The sequence below is a fragment of the Siminovitchia fortis genome (assembly GCF_003605365.2).
Lineage (GTDB): Bacteria > Bacillota > Bacilli > Bacillales > Bacillaceae_C > Siminovitchia > Siminovitchia fortis.
Genome location: NZ_QYTU02000024.1, coordinates 13,883 through 35,844 on the forward strand (window position 1 = coordinate 13,883; position 21,962 = coordinate 35,844).

Annotated in this window: 22 protein-coding genes; 20 read left to right on the top strand and 2 right to left on the bottom strand. The window is 44.1% G+C overall.

The window, feature by feature from the left end; all coding sequences use genetic code 11:
* The first annotated feature begins 112 nt into the window (after positions 1 to 112).
* The 6 genes from acnA (at position 113) to D4N35_RS11370 (ending at position 4,888) form a co-directional block, all read left to right on the top strand.
* Positions 113 to 2,830 carry an aconitate hydratase AcnA gene (gene acnA, locus D4N35_RS11345; RefSeq protein ID WP_120073635.1) on the top strand — a complete coding sequence of 906 codons (2,718 nt, stop codon included), beginning with the start codon at positions 113 to 115 and terminating at the stop codon, positions 2,828 to 2,830.
* Between the two features lie 349 nt (positions 2,831 to 3,179).
* The gene (locus tag D4N35_RS11350) at positions 3,180 to 3,317 is read left to right on the top strand and encodes an FbpB family small basic protein (protein WP_120073637.1); all 138 of its coding nucleotides are present in this window, start codon (positions 3,180 to 3,182) and stop codon (positions 3,315 to 3,317) included.
* 53 nt (positions 3,318 to 3,370) lie between these two features.
* Positions 3,371 to 3,514 (top strand): acid-soluble spore protein N, encoded by a 144-nt coding sequence (locus tag D4N35_RS11355; protein ID WP_120073639.1) that lies wholly within the window; start codon positions 3,371 to 3,373, stop codon positions 3,512 to 3,514.
* 25 nt (positions 3,515 to 3,539) lie between these two features.
* Entirely contained in the window at positions 3,540 to 3,773 is a 234-nt protein-coding gene (tlp, locus tag D4N35_RS11360; protein WP_120073721.1) for a small acid-soluble spore protein Tlp, read from the top strand.
* 355 nt (positions 3,774 to 4,128) lie between these two features.
* The gene (locus tag D4N35_RS11365) at positions 4,129 to 4,566 is read left to right on the top strand and encodes an acyl-CoA thioesterase (RefSeq protein ID WP_120073641.1); all 438 of its coding nucleotides are present in this window, start codon (positions 4,129 to 4,131) and stop codon (positions 4,564 to 4,566) included.
* Position 4,567: 1 nt separating this feature from the next.
* Complete coding sequence (locus D4N35_RS11370; protein ID WP_120073643.1) at positions 4,568 to 4,888, top strand: hypothetical protein; 321 nt, start codon at positions 4,568 to 4,570, stop codon at positions 4,886 to 4,888.
* Positions 4,889 to 4,905: 17 nt separating this feature from the next.
* Here D4N35_RS11370 and D4N35_RS11375 read toward each other — a convergent pair whose 3' ends face one another.
* On the bottom strand, positions 4,906 to 5,199 hold the full coding sequence (locus tag D4N35_RS11375; RefSeq protein WP_120073645.1) for a HesB/YadR/YfhF family protein: 294 nt from the start codon (positions 5,197 to 5,199) through the stop codon (positions 4,906 to 4,908).
* Between the two features lie 90 nt (positions 5,200 to 5,289).
* On the bottom strand, positions 5,290 to 5,871 hold the full coding sequence (plsY, locus tag D4N35_RS11380) for a glycerol-3-phosphate 1-O-acyltransferase PlsY (protein ID WP_120073647.1): 582 nt from the start codon (positions 5,869 to 5,871) through the stop codon (positions 5,290 to 5,292).
* A 166-nt stretch (positions 5,872 to 6,037) separates the two neighbouring features.
* On the opposite strand from plsY, the gene D4N35_RS11385 reads away from it, so the two are divergent.
* The 14 genes from D4N35_RS11385 (at position 6,038) to D4N35_RS11445 (ending at position 21,933) form a co-directional block, all read left to right on the top strand.
* The gene (locus D4N35_RS11385; protein WP_120073649.1) at positions 6,038 to 6,451 is read left to right on the top strand and encodes a CoA-binding protein; all 414 of its coding nucleotides are present in this window, start codon (positions 6,038 to 6,040) and stop codon (positions 6,449 to 6,451) included.
* 151 nt (positions 6,452 to 6,602) lie between these two features.
* Positions 6,603 to 8,582, top strand: coding sequence for a DNA topoisomerase IV subunit B (gene parE / locus D4N35_RS11390; RefSeq protein WP_120073651.1), 1,980 nt, complete (start codon positions 6,603 to 6,605; stop codon positions 8,580 to 8,582).
* Positions 8,579 to 11,011 (top strand): DNA topoisomerase IV subunit A, encoded by a 2,433-nt coding sequence (gene parC, locus D4N35_RS11395; RefSeq protein ID WP_120073653.1) that lies wholly within the window; start codon positions 8,579 to 8,581, stop codon positions 11,009 to 11,011. The genes parE and parC overlap by 4 nt, the downstream gene beginning before the upstream one ends.
* A 177-nt stretch (positions 11,012 to 11,188) precedes the next feature.
* On the top strand, positions 11,189 to 12,580 hold the full coding sequence (locus D4N35_RS11400) for a sigma-54 interaction domain-containing protein (RefSeq protein WP_235870370.1): 1,392 nt from the start codon (positions 11,189 to 11,191) through the stop codon (positions 12,578 to 12,580).
* Between the two features lie 26 nt (positions 12,581 to 12,606).
* Entirely contained in the window at positions 12,607 to 13,014 is a 408-nt protein-coding gene (locus D4N35_RS18425) for an AAA-type ATPase lid domain-containing protein (RefSeq protein WP_235870371.1), read from the top strand.
* Between the two features lie 181 nt (positions 13,015 to 13,195).
* Positions 13,196 to 14,641: an aldehyde dehydrogenase family protein gene (locus D4N35_RS11405; protein WP_208646298.1), complete on the top strand. Its 1,446-nt coding sequence runs from the start codon at positions 13,196 to 13,198 to the stop codon at positions 14,639 to 14,641.
* A 46-nt stretch (positions 14,642 to 14,687) separates the two neighbouring features.
* Positions 14,688 to 15,776 (top strand): tartrate dehydrogenase, encoded by a 1,089-nt coding sequence (locus D4N35_RS11410; RefSeq protein WP_120073658.1) that lies wholly within the window; start codon positions 14,688 to 14,690, stop codon positions 15,774 to 15,776.
* 25 nt (positions 15,777 to 15,801) lie between these two features.
* Positions 15,802 to 16,566 carry an SDR family NAD(P)-dependent oxidoreductase gene (locus D4N35_RS11415; protein WP_120073660.1) on the top strand — a complete coding sequence of 255 codons (765 nt, stop codon included), beginning with the start codon at positions 15,802 to 15,804 and terminating at the stop codon, positions 16,564 to 16,566.
* Positions 16,567 to 16,590: 24 nt separating this feature from the next.
* Entirely contained in the window at positions 16,591 to 17,445 is an 855-nt protein-coding gene (locus D4N35_RS11420) for an energy-coupling factor transporter ATPase (protein WP_120073662.1), read from the top strand.
* Complete coding sequence (locus D4N35_RS11425; RefSeq protein ID WP_430722757.1) at positions 17,442 to 18,338, top strand: energy-coupling factor transporter ATPase; 897 nt, start codon at positions 17,442 to 17,444, stop codon at positions 18,336 to 18,338. The genes D4N35_RS11420 and D4N35_RS11425 overlap by 4 nt, the downstream gene beginning before the upstream one ends.
* Positions 18,322 to 19,164 (top strand): energy-coupling factor transporter transmembrane component T family protein, encoded by an 843-nt coding sequence (locus tag D4N35_RS11430; protein WP_120073664.1) that lies wholly within the window; start codon positions 18,322 to 18,324, stop codon positions 19,162 to 19,164. The genes D4N35_RS11425 and D4N35_RS11430 overlap by 17 nt, the downstream gene beginning before the upstream one ends.
* Positions 19,165 to 19,191: 27 nt before the next feature.
* The gene (locus tag D4N35_RS11435; protein WP_390615229.1) at positions 19,192 to 19,749 is read left to right on the top strand and encodes an ECF transporter S component; all 558 of its coding nucleotides are present in this window, start codon (positions 19,192 to 19,194) and stop codon (positions 19,747 to 19,749) included.
* Positions 19,750 to 19,752: 3 nt separating this feature from the next.
* Positions 19,753 to 20,715 (top strand): P1 family peptidase, encoded by a 963-nt coding sequence (locus D4N35_RS11440; protein WP_120073666.1) that lies wholly within the window; start codon positions 19,753 to 19,755, stop codon positions 20,713 to 20,715.
* Positions 20,716 to 20,730: 15 nt separating this feature from the next.
* Positions 20,731 to 21,933: a M20 family metallopeptidase gene (locus D4N35_RS11445; RefSeq protein WP_120073668.1), complete on the top strand. Its 1,203-nt coding sequence runs from the start codon at positions 20,731 to 20,733 to the stop codon at positions 21,931 to 21,933.
* Positions 21,934 to 21,962 lie beyond the last annotated feature (29 nt).

Sequence of the window (21,962 nt, forward strand, 5' to 3'; positions counted from 1 at the left end):
TTACTTATGCCCCAATATGTAATATGATTAAATTGTGAACAAAGCCAATTCCTTTTCGGGATTGGCAAAATTGTTGTTCGGAAAAGAAAAATGATCAAAAGGGGTAATTGAAATGGCAAAAACCAAAAACGACATTTTTAACGCCCGCTCATCTTTTGAGATTGATGGCAAACGGTATCATTTTTACCGCTTGTCTGCCTTGGAAGATGGGGGAGTGGCATCGATCTCCCGTTTGCCATATTCCATTAAAGTACTCTTGGAATCTGTCCTTAGGCAATATGACGGACGCGTCATTACAAAAGAGCACGTAGAAAACTTGGCAAAATGGGCAACCGGGGAAGTTAAGGACGGGGAAGTTCCATTTAAGCCTTCCCGTGTCATTTTGCAGGATTTCACAGGAGTGCCGGCTGTAGTTGATTTGGCTGCATTAAGAAAAGCCATGTCAGACCTTGGCGGAGACGCAGAAAAAATCAACCCTGAGATTCCGGTTGATTTGGTAATCGACCACTCTGTACAGGTGGATACGTATGGTTCTCCCCAAGCTCTTCAAGTGAACATGGACTATGAATTTGAGCGTAATGCGGAACGCTATGAATTTTTAAGCTGGGCACAAAAAGCATTTAAAAATTACCGTGCGGTCCCTCCTGCAACAGGAATTGTCCACCAGGTGAACCTTGAGTACCTTGCGAATGTTGTTCATTCCATTGAAACTCCAGATGGAGATTATGAGGCATTTCCGGATACTCTTGTCGGAACAGACTCCCATACGACAATGATCAATGGTATCGGCGTTCTCGGATGGGGTGTCGGCGGAATTGAAGCCGAGGCGGGGATGCTGGGACAACCGTCTTATTTCCCTATTCCTGAGGTAGTAGGCGTAAAGCTTACCGGAGAACTGCCTAACGGAGCAACCGCGACTGACTTGGCATTAAAAGTGACAAATGTTCTCCGCACACATGGAGTTGTCGGCAAATTTGTAGAGTTCTTCGGAGAAGGTGTCGCCACATTGCCGCTTGCTGATCGTGCGACGGTTGCCAATATGGCACCTGAATACGGTGCGACGTGCGGATTTTTCCCTGTTGATGAGGAAACTTTGAACTATCTTCGTTTGACAGGGCGTCCTGAAAAACAAGTACAGCTGGTCGAGAAATATTTGCGTGAGAACGATATGTTCTTCACTGTAGATAAAGAGGAGCCTGTTTACAAAGATATTGTAGAAATTGACCTTTCAGAAATAGAAGCAAATCTTTCCGGGCCAAAACGTCCGCAGGACTTGATTCCCCTTTCTCAGATGAAGAGTACGTTCAAGGAAGCATTGAGTGCACCGGTCAGCAACCAAAGTTTCGGGCTTGAACCGGCAGAAATCACTAAAGAAGTGAAAGTCAAGTTCGATGACGGCACTGAAGAAAAAATGAAAACAGGTGCTGTTGTCATTGCAGCCATTACAAGCTGTACAAACACTTCTAACCCGTATGTAATGCTCGGAGCCGGGCTGCTTGCTAAAAAAGCTGTTGAAAAAGGGTTGCAAGTACCGAAATATGTAAAAACATCTCTTGCACCGGGTTCCAAAGTTGTTACAGGATATTTGCGTGATGCGGGTCTAATGCCTTATTTGTCCAAGCTTGGATTCGATCTTGTAGGTTACGGCTGTACGACATGTATCGGAAACTCCGGTCCATTAAAAGAAGAAATTGAAAAGTCGATTATAGAGAACGATCTTCTTGTCACTTCTGTACTTTCCGGAAACCGTAACTTCGAAGGCCGTATTCATCCGCTTGTAAAAGGGAACTATCTTGCATCACCTCCGCTTGTAGTTGCCTATGCGCTTGCCGGGACTGTAGATATTGATTTAACAAAAGAGCCGCTTGGAAAAGATGCTGAGGGCAATGACATATTTATGAAAGATATCTGGCCAACCAAGGAAGAGGTGGCAGAAACGGTCAAAAAGACTGTTACACCTGAATTATTCCGTAAGGAATATGAACATGTATTCAGCGATAATAAGCGCTGGAACGAAATTAAAACGAGCAACGAACCACTTTACAATTGGAATTCTGAGTCAACATATATTCAAAATCCGCCGTTCTTTGAAAACTTATCAAAAGAATTGGCTACAATTGAACCATTGAAGAATTTGCGCATTGTAGGGAAATTCGGGGACTCTGTAACAACAGACCATATTTCTCCGGCAGGGGCAATCGGAAAGGACACGCCTGCAGGAAAATACCTGCTTGAGCATGGCGTACAGCCGCGTGATTTTAACTCTTACGGTTCACGAAGAGGAAACCATGAGGTCATGATGCGTGGTACATTTGCCAATATCCGCATCCGCAACCAGGTTGCGCCAGGAACAGAAGGCGGTTATTCCACATACTGGCCTACAGGAGAAGTCGGATCCATGTATGATACATGCATGAGATATAAGGAAGATGGAACAGGACTCGTCGTTCTTGCAGGTAAGGACTATGGAATGGGTTCATCCCGTGACTGGGCGGCAAAAGGAACCTACCTGCTTGGCATTAAAACGGTCATTGCAGAAAGCTATGAACGTATTCACCGTTCAAACCTTGCCATGATGGGCGTCCTTCCTTTACAGTTCAAAAAAGGTGAAAATGCAGACATACTCGGATTGACAGGAAAAGAAGTCATCAATGTTCAAATCAATGAAAATGTCAAACCCCGTGATATTGTAAAAGTCACAGCAGTTGCAGAGGATGGAAGCAAAACGGAATTTGAAGCACTCGTCCGCTTTGACTCTGTCGTGGAAATCGACTATTACCGCAATGGCGGTATCCTGCCATTGGTTCTTCGCGGGAAAATAGCCGAATAACTGAAAAAGCACTGCAGCCGGAGAAGCATCCTGCCATATGGCGGGATGTTTTTTTATTGTTAGGAAATTATAAAATGCTCAGGTTGTTAGTAACTTATTTGTCACTTAGTGCTGCGTCCGGCTCCAGCGCCTATCGACTAGCAGACTTCACGCTTCTTCCTACGATAAGTCAACATCGCTCCGCTCCGCTGCGCGTGTTTCCTTTATCTCGTCAGAAGCGCTCCAGTCTGTACGTCGATAAACAGGCGCTTGCGCCTTTGTTATATGCAAATTCCATTTTAAAAAGAGTTAGAAAATTGGTTTAACTATAGTTGGTTAGGACAATAATATAGTAAAGGAGTGATCAAGCGTGAGAAGAAGCAAAAGGAAAACATTTTTGAATTTAGTGGAAGAAAATAGAGAAGCACTGCTCAAAGATCTCGATGCTTTGGAAAAAATCGAAAACCGATTGGAAGAGAAGCATTTGAAACGGGGCAAAATCAGTTAAGCTACTCATATTTTTTCCCCTTCGGGAAACAATGATATGGAAGGGGGAGTAATATGGGCAATCCAAAAAGAGGCCAAGAAAACTTTACACCGGATCATCTTGGGGAAAAGTCCGTTGCTGTTGACGCAAACAAAGGAAAGAAAATGGCGGACAAAACAGGACGTCAGCCTCATATCATTCAGACAAAAGGGGAATAACACCATGTTGAAGGGGGAAAATATTATGGCAGACTACAGGCCTAAACCGGATGACCGCAGCGATAACGTTGAAAAATTGCAGGAAATGGTCCACAATACAATAGAAAATATGGAAAAGGCTGAGGAAACGATGCAATTTTCCAATGAGGAACAAAAAGCTCAAATTGAGGAAAAAAATGAGCGGAGAAGAGAAAGCATCCAGGGCATGCGCGAGGAAATCAAAGATGAAGCAGCTGCCCAGCAAAATAACGATTATTAATACAGGCCGGCGCATGCCGGCTTTTCTTTCTGAGTAAGAAAGTAAGAAAGTAATAAGATGCTTTAGCTTTAAAATTTTGAACAAAGCCTTTTATTGTCTAGCTCCAGCGCCTATCGACTAGCAGACTTCGCACCTCCTCCTACGATAAGTCAACATCGGCTCCGACGCACAGGATGTGCTAGTGCAGGCGAAGCGACAGGAAGTCGCTGCTTGAGCCTGCGTTCCTCGCCGTGTTTCCTTTATCTCGTCGGAGGCACTCCAGTCTGTAAGTCGATGGGCAAGGCGCTTGCGCTTTTCTTAGTTCAGCCCAAGATGTTAGAATGAGAATGTACATATAATCATTGGGGTGGATATCATGATCATTTCTGAAAAAAAGATTGAAGTGCGTTATGCGGAGACAGACCAGATGGGAGTGGTGCACCATTCCAACTATATCGTCTGGATGGAGCTCGGAAGAACACAGCTCATTAAAGATTTGGGATTTTCCTACGCGGAAATGGAAAAAAGCGGTATTCTGGCACCGGTATTGGATGTTCAGGTTTCCTATAAAAAGCCGCTGACATATGGAGAAAACGCCATCATTAAAACCTGGATCGATTCGTATGACGGCTTTAAAGTCATCTATGGATACAGCATTCTTAATGAAAACGGGGAGCAGTCAGTTACAGGCTTTACAAGCCACGTTTGCGTAAGGAAAGAGGATTTCCGCCCAATTCGCCTGAAAAAAATGTTTCCGGATTGGCACGAAGCTTACGAAAAAGCAAAGAAAAAGCAGCAGCCCGAGGGCGACTAAGATGGCATTTGGCATTACAAGAGATGAATTGAGAAAATGGAAGGCCTCAATAGATAATGGAAAAATTGCATTTATTACTCATTTCTGGCTGGATGACCGCTTTCCGGATATGAAAACAGTAACAAAGGTCGGCTGTAAGGACTTGGGCCGGCTGGCAGAATGGGGTTCCGGATACGGTTTGAAAAAAGAGTGGATTCACATCAGGAAAGACGGCTATTCCCATTACGATCTTCTGGGAAATAAACAGCTGCAGATTCTTCGGGAAGAAGGGAAGCTGTATCAGCTTTCCCGCTTGACCCAAATCAAACCAGGCAGCTCATGATGAACTGCCTGATTGGATTACTCTTTTTCATAACTGTAGGTGGGGCCATCGCTATTTTCGTCAACATCAACGATCAGGTCATGGTCCTTGAAATACCATAGATCCCTTTCTTCAATAAAAAATGTAATCCCGTCTTTGTTATATTCAACTCCGGGGTCGAGCGGTTCTTCCTTATTCATTCCAAGGGAAAAACCTTCCTGAAGGGGGCTGGAACCGCCATACCTGACAAAAAACCTTACATTGTCGCCTTTTTCTAAAAACATTTCATCTTTAAACCATTCCATTGCATGATCAGATATTTTTATTTGCATATTCGAAAATCACCTCTGTTAATCCCTTTTCTCTTGCTTCTTCCAATGTTCATCTTGAGCCTCCGTCGCACAACTTTTCTGTTAACATTTCTAAAGCCATTTCACTTTCGGCTCTGTTTTATCCCGTATCCTTTTTAAATTTTCCCTGTGACGGTAAACAACAAATATTTCAAATGCTGCTACGACTATAACCAATGGCCAGTCTTGAAGAATCAGGCTGTAAATAATTCCAAATATCCCCGCAACTATTGATGAAAGAGAGACATACTTGGAAATTTTTAAAGTGATCAAAAAGGCACCGACCAATACAATAAAAAGCACAAAGTCATACCCGAGCAATACACCGGCAGATGTGGCGACCGCTTTTCCGCCCCGGAAGTTGGCAAAGACCGGAAACATATGGCCAATTACAGCAAAAAGACCGACAAGCAGCGGGTGAATATGAAGATCAAACAAGAAGGGGAGAAAGACAGTAATGGTTCCTTTTAAAATGTCAGCAATTGTGACAGCTGCTCCCGCCTTTTTACCGAGTGTCCGAAATGTATTGGTGGCCCCGAGATTGCCGCTGCCGTGTTCCCTGATGTCAATTCCATAAAAAAGCTTTCCGACAATCAATCCTGACGGAATAGAGCCAATCAAATATGATAATAAAATAACAACGAAATAAAGCATAATTAATTGCCCCTTTATAAAAGAAAGTGATGCATTTGCTTTTTTATTGTACCATGGATAGCGGCCAAAATGATCAAGATTTCCTGCAATACCTATGATGGCGCTTGCATGAAAGGAAATAGTGGCATACGATAGTGTAAAGAGAAACAATATAAGGAGGCTAATTATGGCAATCGAAAATCCAACCAGGGATGAAATAGGTAAAATTTTAAAAAAGGCAAAGCGGATCGCTGTTGTGGGACTGAGTGACAATCCTGAGCGGACATCTTACAGTGTATCGGAGGCAATGAAAGAAGCCGGATATGACATCATCCCGGTCAATCCGAATGTCGATGAAGTCTTTGGTGTTAGAGCTGTAGGCTCTTTAAAGGATATTGATGGACATGTTGATATAGTAAACATATTCAGGCGCTCCGAATACCTGCCGGATCTTGCAAAAGAGTTCGATGAAATCGATGCAGATGTGTTTTGGGCCCAGCTTGGCGTAGAAAATGAGGAAGCATACCGTTTTTTGAAAGACAGAGGGCATACAGTCATTATGAACCGCTGTATCAAGGTTGAACATTCATTGACACGATAAAGACAAGCGCAGCCGGCGCTTGTTTTTTTTCGCATTTGCCAAAAGGGATCATTGGGATATACAATAAGACATGCTTTGGTAAATATGGTATAGTAGTGTTACGAACAAATGTTTCAATGGCGGTTATAGGCCCTATGAAGGGAGAGCGATTATGGCTGAAAATATGACAATGACTGATTATAATGATGACTCCATCCAGATATTGGAGGGGCTGGAGGCTGTCAGGAAGCGGCCGGGGATGTACATCGGATCAACGGATGCGCGCGGCCTGCATCACCTTGTTTATGAAATAGTTGACAACGCGGTGGACGAAGCCCTGGCAGGATTCGGCGATCGGATCATCGTTAAAATTCATAAAGATAACAGTGTGAGTGTTGAAGACAAGGGAAGGGGCATGCCTACCGGCATGCACCAATCGGGAAAACCCACAACTGAAGTTATTCTGACTGTGTTGCATGCAGGAGGGAAGTTTGGGCAAGGGGGTTATAAAACGAGCGGCGGACTTCATGGAGTCGGTGCATCGGTTGTAAACGCACTTTCCGAATGGCTTGTAGTAACGATTAAAAGAGACGGATATGTTTACGAACAAAGATTCCGCGATGGCGGGATGCCGGAAACGACACTTGAACGTTTGGGGACGGCCAGACAAACAGGGACCACAATTCATTTTAAGCCGGACCCGGCTATTTTTAGTGTCACTTCTTTTAATTACGAAGTGTTGAGCAGCCGTTTAAGGGAGTCGGCTTTCTTGCTAAAAGGACTTACAATTGAACTCATCGATTTAAGGAACGATCAGCAGGAGGTCTTCCATTATGAGAATGGCATAGAAGCCTTTGTAGAATATTTGAACGGGGAGAAGGATGTCCTTCATCCGGTTGTTTCTATAGAAGGGAAAGCGGGAGGCATAGAAGTGGAATTTGCCTTCCAGTTTAACGATGGCTTTTCAGAGAATATCCTGTCTTTTGTAAACAATGTCAGAACTAAAGACGGTGGCACTCACGAAGTAGGGGCAAAGACAGCCATAACGAGAGTATTTAACGAATTTGCCCGTAAAAATGGAATGCTGAAAGAAAAGGATAAGAACCTCGAAGGAACCGATATCAGGGAAGGCCTCGCCGCTATCGTTTCGGTTCGTGTTCCGGAAGATATGCTGCAATTCGAGGGCCAGACAAAAGGGAAGCTGGGTACGGCAGAAGCAAGATCGGCCGTTGATACAACTGTTTCGGAGCATTTATCTTATTTTCTTGCAGAAAATCCAGCCATCAGTTCCCTGCTAGTAAAAAAAGCAATCAAAGCTGCCCAGGCAAGAGAAGCAGCCAGAAAAGCGAGGGAGGATGCCCGCAGCGGAAAACGCAAAAAACGGACAGATGCTTTATTGTCTGGAAAACTTACTCCCGCGCAATCAAAAAATCCGAATAAAAACGAGCTCTATCTCGTCGAAGGCGATTCGGCAGGGGGATCTGCCAAACAAGGGCGTGACCGGCGGTTCCAGGCGGTTCTTCCTCTAAGGGGAAAAGTCATCAATACGGAAAAAGCAAAGCTTGAAGATATTTTTAAGAATGAAGAAATCAATACGATCATCCATACAATCGGCGCCGGAGTGGGACCAGACTTCAATATTGATGATGTCAATTACGATAAAGTGATCATCATGACAGATGCCGATACAGACGGCGCCCATATCCAAGTGCTGCTGTTGACGTTCTTCTATCGCTATATGAAGCCTTTGATTGAGGCGGGGAAAGTATTCATTGCCCTTCCTCCCCTTTATAAAGTGAGCAAGGGTACAGGCAAAAAAGAAGTGATTGAGTATGCATGGACTGATGAAGAATTGGACGGAGTGACAAAGAAGGTCGGTAAAGGCTTCATGCTTCAGCGTTATAAAGGTCTTGGAGAGATGAACCCGGACCAGCTGTGGGAAACGACAATGAACCCTGAAACGAGAACGCTCATAAGGGTCCTTATCGATGATGCGGCAAGCGCGGAAAAACGGGTGACGACATTAATGGGTGATAAAGTTGAACCCCGCAGGAAGTGGATTGAGAAAAATGTCCAATTCGGCATGCAGGAAGATACGAATATATTAGAGAATGAAAATATCACATCAGAAGGGGGATCTGCAATTTCATGAGTACAGCAGAAAGATTTCAAGATTTGCCCCTTGAAGAAGTGCTTGGCGACAGATTTGGCCGTTACAGTAAATACATTATTCAAGACCGGGCCCTTCCGGATGCGCGTGATGGATTAAAACCCGTACAAAGAAGAATTTTATACGCAATGCATACAGATGGGAATACGGCAGATAAAGGCTTTAGGAAATCGGCAAAAACAGTGGGAAATGTAATCGGGAATTACCATCCCCACGGTGACACTCCTGTTTATGACGCGATGGTCAGGATGAGCCAAGACTGGAAAGTGCGTAATCTTCTTGTTGAAATGCACGGCAACAACGGAAGCATTGATGGAGATCCTCCGGCTGCCATGAGGTATACGGAGGCCCGGCTTTCCGAACTGTCTGCGGAGCTGCTAAGGGACATCGACAAAAATACTGTAGATTTCATTCCTAACTTTGATGATACCTCCTCTGAACCGACAGTCCTTCCGGCAAGATTCCCCAACCTGCTGGTCAATGGATCTACTGGGATTTCCGCAGGTTATGCGACCGACATTCCTCCCCATCATTTAGGAGAAGTCATCGAAGCCGTCATCATGAGGATTGAAAAGCCGGCTTGCTCAGTGGAAGAAGTAATGACTGCAATCAAAGGTCCGGATTTTCCAACAGGCGGCATCATTCAAGGGATAGATGGAATAAAAAAAGCCTACGAAACCGGAAAAGGGAGAATTGTCGTAAGGGGCAAGACAGATATTGAGCCGATCCGGGGGGGAAGACAGCAAATTGTCATACACGAGCTTCCGTATGATGTCAATAAAGCGAACCTCGTAAAAAGGATTGATGAATTCCGCCTGGACAGAAAGCTGGAAGGAATTTCGGAAGTCCGTGATGAAACAGACCGGACAGGGCTTCGAATCGTCATCGAATTGAGGCGGGAAGCCGATGCTGAAGGAATACTGAATTACTTGTTTAAAAACAGCGATCTTCAGGTCACATACAATTTTAATATGGTGGCGATCAAGGATCAAAGGCCGAAGCTGATGGGCATACTGGACCTGCTTGACTCCTATATTCAGCACCAGAAAGAAGTCGTTGCAAACCGTTCCCGATATGACTTGGAAAAAGCGCTTGAGCGTCAGCATATCGTTGAAGGACTGATGAAAGCTCTCTCCATTCTTGATGAAGTCATTGCAACGATTCGGGCTTCAAAGGATAAGCGGGATGCAAAGGACAACTTGATCAAGAGATTTGATTTTTCGGAAAAGCAGGCCGAAGCCATTGTTTCTTTGCAATTGTACCGTTTGACGAATACGGATATCACCGCATTGCAAAAGGAAGCCGAGCAGTTAAACGCATTAATCAAACAGCTGACCGCTATTTTGGAAAGCGAGAAAAAATTATTAAGTGTCATTAAGAAAGAATTGAAAGACGTCAAGAAAAAATATGCTGATGAACGCAGGACGGTCATTGAAGATAAGATAGAGGAAATTAAAATCAATCTGGAAGTCACAATACCGAATGAAGACGTAATCGTTACGGTGACAAAGGATGGTTATGTAAAAAGGACCAGCATCCGGTCCTATTCAGCATCCAATGGCCAGGACTTGGCTATGAAAGAAATGGACAGGCTGCTGCTTCAGGAAGAATTGAATATGGCCGATACACTGCTTCTCTTCACCGATAAAGGCAACTACATTTATTTGCCTGTCCATGAGTTATCGGACATCCGCTGGAAAGATCTCGGGCAGCATATTTCCGGCATTGTACCGATCAACCAGGATGAAGAAATCATCAAAGCAATATCGGTCAAAGAGTTTAAAGAGGAACAATACCTGTTTTTTGTCACAAAAAACGGCATGGTGAAAAAAAGTTCCCTTCAGCTTTATCAGGTGCAGAGGTATTCCCGGCCGCTCGTCGCCATCAACTTGCGGGCTGATGACGCTGTCGTCGATGTACATATTACCGACGGCAATTGCAATATATTTATGGCAACACATCTTGGCTATGGGGTCTATTTCGATGAATCAGAGGTAAACCCCATAGGCGTACGTGCACTTGGTGTCATCGGAATGAATTTGGTGGACGGAGATTTCGTCGTTGGCGGAGAAGTCTTCTATGAAGAAGACAGTCCGGCAGTATTCATTGCAACGAACCGGGGCGCTGTCAAGAAGATAAAGCTGTCAGAATTTGAAAAGAGCGGACGTGCCAAACGGGGCGTAGTCATGCTGAGAGAGCTGAAAAGCAATCCTCACAGAGTCTCGGGATTTAAACTAACAAACGATGACCGGCCTATAAATATACAGACCGACCGCGGCAATATCGAAAAAATTCTTCCTTCCCAATTAAGGTTCAACGACCGCTATTCAAACGGTTCATTTATCATTAACGAAAAAGAAAGCGGCCATATTATTGAAATATGGATCGACCCTGAAATCGAAACTTCATAATAGTGAAAGGCAGTCCTTTAGCTTGGGACTGTCTTTTTACGTGTTTTTTAAAAGAAGTTGATGTTTATTTTCTGATTGGTGATATTTTAGAATCCCAAACTAAAAAGGGATTTTGCAGTATGTATAGAATATTTTATATCAGGAGCAGCAAAAACCTCATTTTGGGGGAATGATAGTATGATAGCTCTTTTTAAAATGAATGATGTCTACGAAGGCCAAATAAAACAGTTGTTAACAGAAATGGGATATGAAGTCGTCAGTTTTTATTCGATTAATTCGATATTGGATCAAATCATGAACCCGATGGTAATTATCACTCCGGCAATTTTTCGAAAAGAATTAGCAGACCTTTCTTTTCCGGTTATCCCCATTCACCTCAATGCTGACGATATCGAAAGATGGATGAAGGCCGAATCTCCAGATATAAAGGAACTCACTTTTATTGCCTCAGACGAAGAAATAGCGTGGTTGAAACATTCTTATACGAATAAAGCTTTTCACATGTCCTATCTAACCGAAAATCAGACTTCAGCGCTAAATTCCAGCATGATGTATTTAACACCAATTTGGCTAAAAGGGTTTATTCCCAACCCTAGTATGAAAAATATTCATTTTATTAAACCGACGTTTATCTCTTTGATACCCTTTTTACAAACAGCCGGTTCGTTAGTGGCTTTAACGGAGGAACATTTAAGAGAAAGATACCAGGTTGATGCCATTGTCCATTCAACGCATGATGGGGTGATTGCCATTGATCGGAACGGGAAGGTTAAGCTTGTGAACGAACATGCGAAAATCCTCCTCGGCGTAGAAGCGGAAATGAAGGGAAGAAACATTACTGAGTTTATTCCGCAATCCGATATGATCCGGATTTTGGAGAAAGGAGAGATTGAAAGGAATGATATTGCGACAATCGGCGGCCGCCAAGTGGTCATTAACCGTTCTCCTGTTATCGTTAAAGGAAAAATTGTCGGAGCCGTTTCCAACTTTAAAGAAATTACCGACATTCAGAAAATCGAATTGCAGCTGCGCAGAAAACTTCATCGCCACGGACTGGAAGCCAAGTATCGCTTAAGTGATATTATTGGAGATACTTCTGAAATAAGAGAGGCGGTAAATCTGGCAAGGAAATTTGCTGGAACGGAGTCTACGGTCTTGATTACCGGTGAGTCCGGAACTGGCAAGGAATTGTTCGCCCAAGGAATTCATTCCGCAAGCAGCCGTGCACTTGGACCATTTGTCGCGGTGAATTGTGCCGTATTGCCGGAAAACCTTCTCGAAAGTGAAATGTTTGGTTATGAAAAAGGCACCTTTACAGGAGGACTAAAAGATGGTAAGCCTGGCTTGTTTGAACTGGCCCATGGAGGCACACTTTTTTTAGATGAAATCGGTGAAATTTCCTTGCGTATTCAAGCGCTCTTGTTAAGGGTTCTTGAAGAAAGAGCGATCAGGCGTGTGGGAGGCGAACGGATTATTCCGGTAGATGTCCGCATCATTACTGCAACCAATCGAAATTTAGAGGAGCGGTTGAACAAAAGCAATTTCGCGCTGACTTATATTATCGTTTAAATGTTTTATCTTTGGAATTGCCCCCTTTGCGCAAGCGGCTGGCAGATACCCCAAAGCTGGTGGAATCGTTTATACAGGAATATAACGATAAAAGAAAAATCAAAATTGAAACAGTTGAAAAGGAATTACTTTGTTTATTTCAGAAATACGACTGGCCTGGCAATATTCGCGAATTAAGAAATACCATAGAGCGGATGGTGGTACTTGAAGAAGGAGCGGTGTTAAGGCTAAAAGATGCAAAATTTCTTATAGAAAAAATAAACAGGAGGAGGAACACGCAGGACCATGACATGAAAGGCAGCATAAAAAATAAGGAAAGAGAACTCATCCTGACGACACTGGAAAGGTATGGGAATAACAAAACATTAGCAGCTCAATCACTTGGAATTGATCGTTCAACCTTATGGAGAAAAATGAAAGAATATAAATTATGATGTTTCAAAATGCAATCAAATGTTGCATTTATAAAACGTCAATAGAAAAACAGGGCTGGGCTGCCCTGTTTTTCTCTGTCTATTTTGAATATTTGGTTTTGGCATAAAACTTGCAATCACATAAACCAAGACTGTTTCCATTTCATTTGAATAAAGGCCGGTTCGAAAGGAGTTGCAGATAATGAAGATGTACATGAATACTCAATGGACAAATGCTGTTTCAGGAGAGTTTTTATCCGTATATAATCCTGCAAATCAAGAGGAGATAGACAGAGTTCCCAGGGCGGGGAAAGAAGATGTTGAGTTGGCTGTCTCGGCGGCTAAACAAGCCTTTGAATCACCGAAATGGCAATCCTTGAGGCCGAGCGTAAGGGGCCATGCACTTTACGAAGTGGCGTGCAAATTGCGTGAAAGGATAGAAGAGATAGCAATGGTTGAAACAATGGATACGGGAAAACCGCTGGCCCAAGCGAGAAGTGATGTAGAAAGTGGAGCTCGCTATTTTGAGTATTATGCAGGGGTTGCAGACAAGTTTTTTGGTGAAACAATCCCTGTAGCACCAAATATTATTGACTACACGGTGCGTGAACCAATGGGTGTTTGTGCGCAGATTATTCCTTGGAACTATCCGCTGCAAATTACATCAAGGGGTGTAGCAGCAGCTATTTCTGTTGGAAATACGGTCGTTGTTAAGCCTGCTGAAGATACCCCTTTATCGGCATTAAAACTGGCCGAGATCTTCTCGGAGATTGATGTACTGAAACATGCGCTTCAAGTTGTCACTGGCTATGGTGAGGAGGCTGGAGCTGCCCTTGTGAATCATCCTGATGTCAATCACGTCACCTTCACCGGTTCAGCCGCCACAGGAGCCAGCGTGATGATATCGGCTGCAAAAAATATTATCCCGGTCACACTGGAGTTGGGAGGCAAGTCGCCGCATATTGTATTTCCTGACTGCGATCTTGAAGAAACGGTTTCATGGGTGCTGCGATCGATTATTCAGAATGCCGGCCAAACGTGTTCGGCTGGCTCCAGATTACTGGTTCATTCCACGATAAAGGATAAGCTGCTCGGAATATTAACTGAGAAAATGCGGCAAATAAAGATTGGCCCAGGGGTAAATGACAGTGAGTTGGGGCCAATTATCTCCCAAAAGCAATTTGAGCGGATCATGGCCATGGTTAAAAGAGCAAAGGAAGAAGGCGCCCGGATTGTGATTGGCGGCAAGCGGGCGACAGGGGGACATTTAAATAAGGGGTTTTACTTTGAACCAACCATCATTGAAAACGTTTCCCGAACCAGTGAAATTGCGCAAGAGGAGATTTTTGGCCCTGTCTTGACGGTGTTTGAATTTGAAACGGAAAATGAAGCGATTGAACTTGCAAATGGCACTCCATATGGCCTTGTAACAGGAATCTGGACCAATGATATTTCCCGGGCGCACAGAATCGCCGGGAAAGTTAAAAGTGGTCAGGTTTTTATCAATGACTACGGAGCAGCAGGCGGAGTTGAACTTCCATTCGGGGGTTATAAAAAGAGCGGTATCGGCCGTGAAAAAGGCGTTGAGGCATTGCGAAATTATACACAATTAAAAAATATCGCGATCAAAATTAAAAGTAACGAGTAAATCCTCATACAGGGTTAGAAAACAGAAAATGAAAGGAGTGAAACATGTGCAGTTTTTTTCAATGGCAGTTATACCGGGCGATGGCATTGGTCCGGAGGTCACCAATGAAGCTCTAAAAATGATAAAAAAGGTAGAGGAGCTTCATGGCGGTATGAAATTTTACAGTGAACATTTCGAATGGGGTTGTGATTATTATCTCAAAAACGGCAGAATGATGCCTGAAAATGGTCTGGAAATTTTAAAAGATTTTGATGTGATCCTTTTTGGGGCTGTTGGAGCAAAGACCGTGCCTGATTACATTTCTGTTTGGGAACTAATCCTGCCGATTCGCCAGAAATTTCAACAGTATGTCAATTTGCGGCCAATTAAACTGCTTCGAGGAATGGAAAGTCCGTTGCGCTATAAAAACCATGAGGATCTTGATTTTGTGGTCATTCGGGAGAATACCGAAGGAGAATATTTCAATAGCGGCGGGCGCGTTCATGAGGGAACCCCCTATGAATTGGCTATGCAAAACAGCGTATTTACAAGATTCGGAATGGAAAGAATTTTAAACTATGCTTTTACTTTGGCTGAAAAAAGAAAGAAAAAAAGTCTTACGGCAGCTACCAAATCCAATGCCATTAATTTTACCATGCCATTCTGGGATGAACTGGTGAAAGAAATCAGCGGCAATTATCCCGGCATTAAAACCCAACTCTATCATATTGATGCCCTTGCCGCTTACTTTGTTTCCCGGCCGGAGGAGTTCGATGTAGTCGTAGGCAGCAATTTGTTCGGCGATATTCTTACTGATTTGGGCGCAGCGATTGTCGGGGGATTGGGCATATCGCCATCCGGGAACATCAATCCGGAGCGGGCTTACCCATCGATGTTTGAACCGATTCATGGATCGGCTCCCGATATAGCCGGAAAAGGCATTGCCAATCCAATTGCATCCATTTGGAGTATTGGTCTCATGATGGATCATCTCGGTCATGATCATATTGGCAAACTCATAGTGGACTCGATTGAAGCTGTTTTAGTTGATGGAAATATTAGGACACCTGACCTCGGCGGGACAGCAACCACCGTTGAAATGGGAGATGCAATCATCTCTAAAATGGCCCAATTGGCTGTTGGCCATAATCTATAAACCACCTTTATAAGGGGGATTCGTTATGAGTCTATTAAAGGGAAGAACGGCAATTGTTACAGGTGCAGGTTCAGGAATGGGAAAAGCGATTGCCCATTTATTTGCCAAACAAGGGGCGAATGTAACAATTGCGGATATAAATGATGAGTCTGCCAAAACAACGGCTGATACGGCCGCACATCAGCGTGTACAAACGATCCAAGCCGATGTGGCCAGTGAATCTGATGTTGACAGTTTAGTGTCCAAAACAGTGGCTGCTTATGGCGGCCTGGATATAGTCGTGAACTGTGCCGGAGTTCCCCAATCCTTCACTTCCATTGAAGAATTAACGATGGAGCAATGGGATGCCATTATGAATGTAAATTCAAAATCTATTTTTCTGATGGCCAAATATGCAGTACCCTTCATGAAGAAGCAAAAGAGTGGAAGTATCGTAAATATAGCTTCCATCGCCGGGATCAGAGCAAGGCCTGGTTTAAATGCTTATTGTGCCTCGAAAGGGGCTGCCATCATGCTGACCAAAGCATTGGCATTGGAGTTGGCTCCTTTTCAAATTAGAGTGAATGTCATCAATCCCGGCCCTGCCAACACACCAATGATCGGTCAATTCCTGGTTGGAGATGAGACAGATAAAGAAGAGGGAATGAAAAGGATTTTTCAAGACAGTGTTCCATTGGGCATGTTAATTGAACCGGAAGACATTGCTCAAGGGGCCCTTTATCTGGCTTCCGATCTTTCAAAGATTGTCACGGGGGAGATCTTAAATATTGATGGAGGACGCGGCATATAATCGATATAACGGAAGGAGAACAAAATGGAACCTATTATTCGTGTTGAAGATGTATCGTTTTCCTACAAAATCAATGAAAAAAACTCCGTCCCCGTTCTAAAGGGTGTCTCGTTTTCGATTTTTCCCGGCGAATATGTGGCGATCATTGGCCACAATGGATCCGGAAAATCCACGCTGTCCAAACATTTAAACGGGATTTTAATTCCTGAAACAGGGGATGTTTGGGTACACGGCTATAATACGCAAGATGCCACGAAGAAGAGGGAGATTCGCAAAACAGTCGGAATGGTTTTTCAACACCCAGATAACCAAATTGTCGCGACGATTGTGGAGGAAGACGTTGCATTTGGCCTCGAGAATATTGGTGTACCAAGAGAAGAAATGAAAAGACGTGTCGATGAAGCTTTGCATGTCGTCCAAATGTCGCAATATAGGCTAAGGCCCCCCCATCATCTATCCGGAGGCCAGAAGCAGCGAGTCGCCATTGCCGGCGTGCTGGCGATGCAGCCGGATTGTATTGTTTTTGACGAGGCAACGAGCATGCTCGACAGTTTTGGCAGGAAAGAAGTTCTGCGGGTTATGAGAGAAATGAACGAAAAGGGAATGACGATTGTCACGGTTACTCACCACATGTCGGAAGCAGCAGAGGCAAATCGGATTATGGTGATCGAAGAAGGACAAATTGTCATGGATGGACCACCAAGGGAAATTTTTAAACATAAGCAAGAATTGGAGAATCTTCAGTTGGATGTCCCCCCAGTCAGCCAGATAGCCGAAATCATTCACAGCAAATTTAGCTTCTTTTCAAATGACATCATCCATGAAAAGGGGTTGATTGGAGAAGTCGTTAAATTTTCCAGTGGGGAGGTGGGCTCATGATAAAAAGGCCAATCATAGAGGTTAAAAACCTGACCCATACGTATATGAAAGGAACGCCGATGGAGCATGTAGCGTTAAAGGGAGCAAATCTATTGGTAGAACAAGGGGAATGCATTGCCATTATTGGCCATACTGGTTCGGGGAAATCGACATTGATTCAGCACTTAAATGGGCTGATGAGGCCGGAATCAGGAAAAGTCATTATCGATGGAGAGGATTTATCAGAGAAACATGTTGATTTGAAGAAGCTCAGGCAGAAAGTGGGTCTCGTGTTTCAAAACCCTGAGGATCAAATTTTTGAAAAAATCATTGGTGATGATATTGCCTATGGGCCTTTTAAGATGGGGCTCCCTCTAAAGGAGGTGAGAGAACGCGTTAAATGGGCGATGTCGGTTGTTGGGTTGGACTTTGAGGAAATGAAGGACAGACAAACTTTTGCCTTAAGCGGCGGGCAAAAGCGAAAAGTCGCATTGGCCGGGATTCTTGCGCTAAAGCCAAAAATATTGGTCCTGGATGAACCGACAGCAGGCCTAGATCCGAGGTCAAGAAATGAACTGCTTGAAAAAATCAATCGATTAAACAAGGAAGAAAAGTTAACGGTCATCTTTGTTTCACACAATATGGAAGAGGTAGCAAGGCTTGCCGACCGGATCTATGTAATGGCGGATGGAGGCATTGTTTTGACAGGCACCCCGAAAGAAATCTTTACAGATAAGAAAAAACTGATAAGGCATCAAATTGGGACTCCGGAAACGGTGCAAATTCTATATCGTTTATCGGATCTTGGATATCAGGTGAATACGAATGCATTCTCGATTACAGAAGCAGCGTACGAAGTAATGAAGGTTATTGCCGGAAACAAGGAGGGTTCACAATATGTCCAGCGAATTTGATATTTCCCGTAATATTACTATTGGCCAATATGTACCGACAGGCTCGTTTATTCATCGCCTGGATCCGCGAATAAAGCTCCTTGCCTTTGTGTTTCTTGTATTGGCAATCGCCTTGAATACAAGTTATATCGGAAATGCCATTGGTTTAATTCTGTCGCTTTATTTATTCCGGGTGTCTAAAATACCGATCAAATACGGGCTTTCGGGTGTAAAGCCGGCGATTCCCTTTATCATCATCCTGGCAGTCTTGCAGTTGCTCTTTCAAGGTCAAATCTTTTCAGGAGGGACAGTTTATTTCAAATTTGGCTTTATCTTAATTACAAGTGAGAGCATCCGCTTGGTGGTTGTCTCGGCTGTTCGTTTTATTGAAATCATTTTCTTAAGCAGTGTACTCACCTTATCAACTTCCACCACAGAATTAACCCACTCCATACAAAGTTTATTAAGCCCTTTAAAGAAAATAAAGTTTCCAGTCCATGAAATCTCACTGATTACCACCATTTCAATCCGATTTGTGCCAACCTTCGCAATCGAAATGGAAAAAATGATGAAAGCACAAGCCTCCAGGGGAGCGGAGTTTGGCAACGGCGGTTGGTGGAGAATCATCCAAAGAACAAAAGAAATGTTTCCCATTATTGTTCCGTTATTTAATATTGCTCTATCAAGGGCCGAGGATCTGATTCTGGCAATGGAATCACGCTGCTATACTCCTGGCGGTGAACGAACCACCTTCTCCGTATATAGAGCAATGGCAAAGGATTATCTGGTGTTGGCAATCGGCTTGTTATTCGCATTTTTGTTGCTGTTTTATCCTTTTCCAATTTAATTCATGACCAAAAAGGGGAGGTTTATAATGAGGAAGTTATCAGTTCGCGATATTGTTATTGCTGGTGTATTAGGTGCAGTGGCGATCCTTTTGGGTGTCACACGGTTAGGGTACATTCCTGTCCCGACTGCCGCCGGGAATGCCACTATTATGCATATCCCCGCGATCATCGGCGGAATAATGCAGGGGCCGGTTGTCGGCTTAATAGTAGGAGCCATTTTCGGGATATCTTCCTTCCTCAACGCAACGGTTCCTCTATTCAAAGATCCGCTGGTGGCCATTTTACCACGCCTGTTTATTGGTGTTGCCGCATGGCTCGTATATGCTGGTCTGCGTCGTAAAAGTGAATACTTGGCAGTGGCAGTGGCTGCATTTATCGGCACATTGACCAATACTGTACTGGTGTTAATCATGGCTGTTTTGCGGAATTATTTAACACCGGGAGTAGCTTGGACGGTTGGAATTACGAATGGGATACCCGAGGCGATTGTCGGTACGATTGTTACATTGGCGGTTGTTTTGGCTTGGAAGCAGATTGGCAGAAAAAGTAATAAATCAAAGATTTCCAAGGATGTGGATATATAGGAAATGCATAATCAAATCACGGATGTGCCCGGAGTAAAAGTGGGCAATAAAGAAAACAAACAAGCGCTGACTGGTTGTACCGCGATTCTTTTTGAAGGCGGTGCGGTGGGGGGAGTAGACGTAAGAGGGTCTGCTCCCGGTACCCGGGAAACAGATCTTCTAAATCCTATTAATCTGGTTGATAAGATTCATGCCATCTGTTTGAGTGGAGGCAGCGCGTTTGGCTTAGACGCCGCTTCCGGGATCATGAAGTATTTAGAGGAACGGGAAATCGGGCTGGATGTGGGGGTTGCAAAAGTTCCAATTGTTCCGGCTGCCGTGCTGTTTGACCTTTCAGTTGGGGACTCAAAGTTGAGGCCGGATAAACAAATGGGGTATGAAGCAGCCAAAGCGGCAACGAAAGGGAATTTCGCAACCGGAAATGTTGGAGCAGGCTGCGGCGCTACCATTGGTAAATTGGCCGGTTATGACTTCTGTATGAAAGGCGGACTTGGCAGCGCCTCGCTGCGTTTGGATAATGGGGTTGTCATAGGTGCAATAGTGGCGGTTAATTCTGCCGGGGATGTTCGCGAACCTTCCACAGGAGAAATAGTAGCCGGTCCTTATCAACAGGGAAAGCTTCTTGACAGTATCGAACTACTTAAGCAAAACTATCAACCTTCAATTTCTGCTGGATCAAATACCACTATCGGGGTGGTAGCAATGAATGCGGAGTTGTCGAAGGCAGAGGCAACGAAGGTGGCACAAATGGCACAAAATGGGTATGCGAGAACCATTTTTCCAGCTCATACAATGTTTGATGGCGATGCCATTTTTGCTGTTGGAACAGGGGGAGAAAAAGTCCCTGTTGATGTCATTGGCGGACTGGCGGCTAGTGTGATGGAGCAAGCGGTGATCAATGCGGTGAAAACGGCTGAAAGCATCGGCGGAATTACCGCGTATAGGAGTTTACCAAAAATGCAATAATACGGAGGGGTTTGGTTGGCTGTATATGATTATGTTGATGATCAGGAAGTCATCCATTTAACGCAAGCGCTAGTACGGATTCCAAGTGTTTACCGCCCTCAGGACCCTCAGGCAAATGAAAGTAAAGCAGCACAATTTGTTTATGATTATCTGAAGGAAATGGGACTTGAGGTTTATATCGAAGAGGTTGTCAAGGGGCGTCCCAATGTTATTGGCATTCTTGATTCTGGCAGACCCGGAAAAACAATTTTGTTTGAAGGGCATACCGATGTAGTAACAGAAGGAGACCGGGACTCCTGGAGTTACGACCCGTTTGGAGCGGTGATTGAAGGAAACAGAATGTACGGAAGAGGGACGAACGATACAAAAGGAAATCTTTCAGCGGCAATTGCAGCGGTCCATGCAATTAAAAGAAGTAATATAAAATGGAAAGGGAAAATTATTTTGTGTGTCCCTTGTGATGAGGAAGGCATGATGATTGGCATCAAGCATTTCATTAAACGCGGCTGGGCGAACGGGGTGGATGGCGCCATCATCTGTGAACCGGAGGAAAATCAAATTTGCATTACTCAAAAAGGGGCGATGAGGGCGGTCATTCACACTTATGGAAAAATGGCACATGGCGCCATGCCGCTTGCCGGAATCAATCCGAACACGAGAATGGCACAAGTGATCTGTAAACTAATGGAGCTCGAGAAACGGGAGAAGGAGCGTGTCGGAGAGCACAAATATTTAGGTTGGCCAAGCATCACGCCGACGGTGATTTTGGGCCCTGAAAAAGGAGAGCCGCAAATCAACGTCATCCCTGACCATTGTTACAGTACACTTGATATACGGACCGTTCCCGGACAGGATCATGATCAGCTTCGTGCAGATATCGAGAATATTTTAGCGGAATTGGCTTCAAAAGACGAGGATTTTATGGCGGAAATTGAGGTGATTGAAAGTCGGCCTTGGACGGAAACGGATTTGGACGATCCCATTGTGAAGGCAAGTGTGCAATCCTACCGTACCGTAACTGGAAAAGAACCAATTTTTAATGGTGTCCCGGGTGCTACCGACGGAACATTTCTGCATCTTGCGGGAATTCCGATTGTTACAACAGGAGCGGGTGACCGCCATATCCCACATCAAATTGATGAATATATAGAGCTGGATGAATTAATAGAAGCGTCGAGAATCTATGCACAAACAGCGATGTTGTTTTTAAAACAGTAAAGGACTGTGTAGTTTTCTTAGCATTCGGC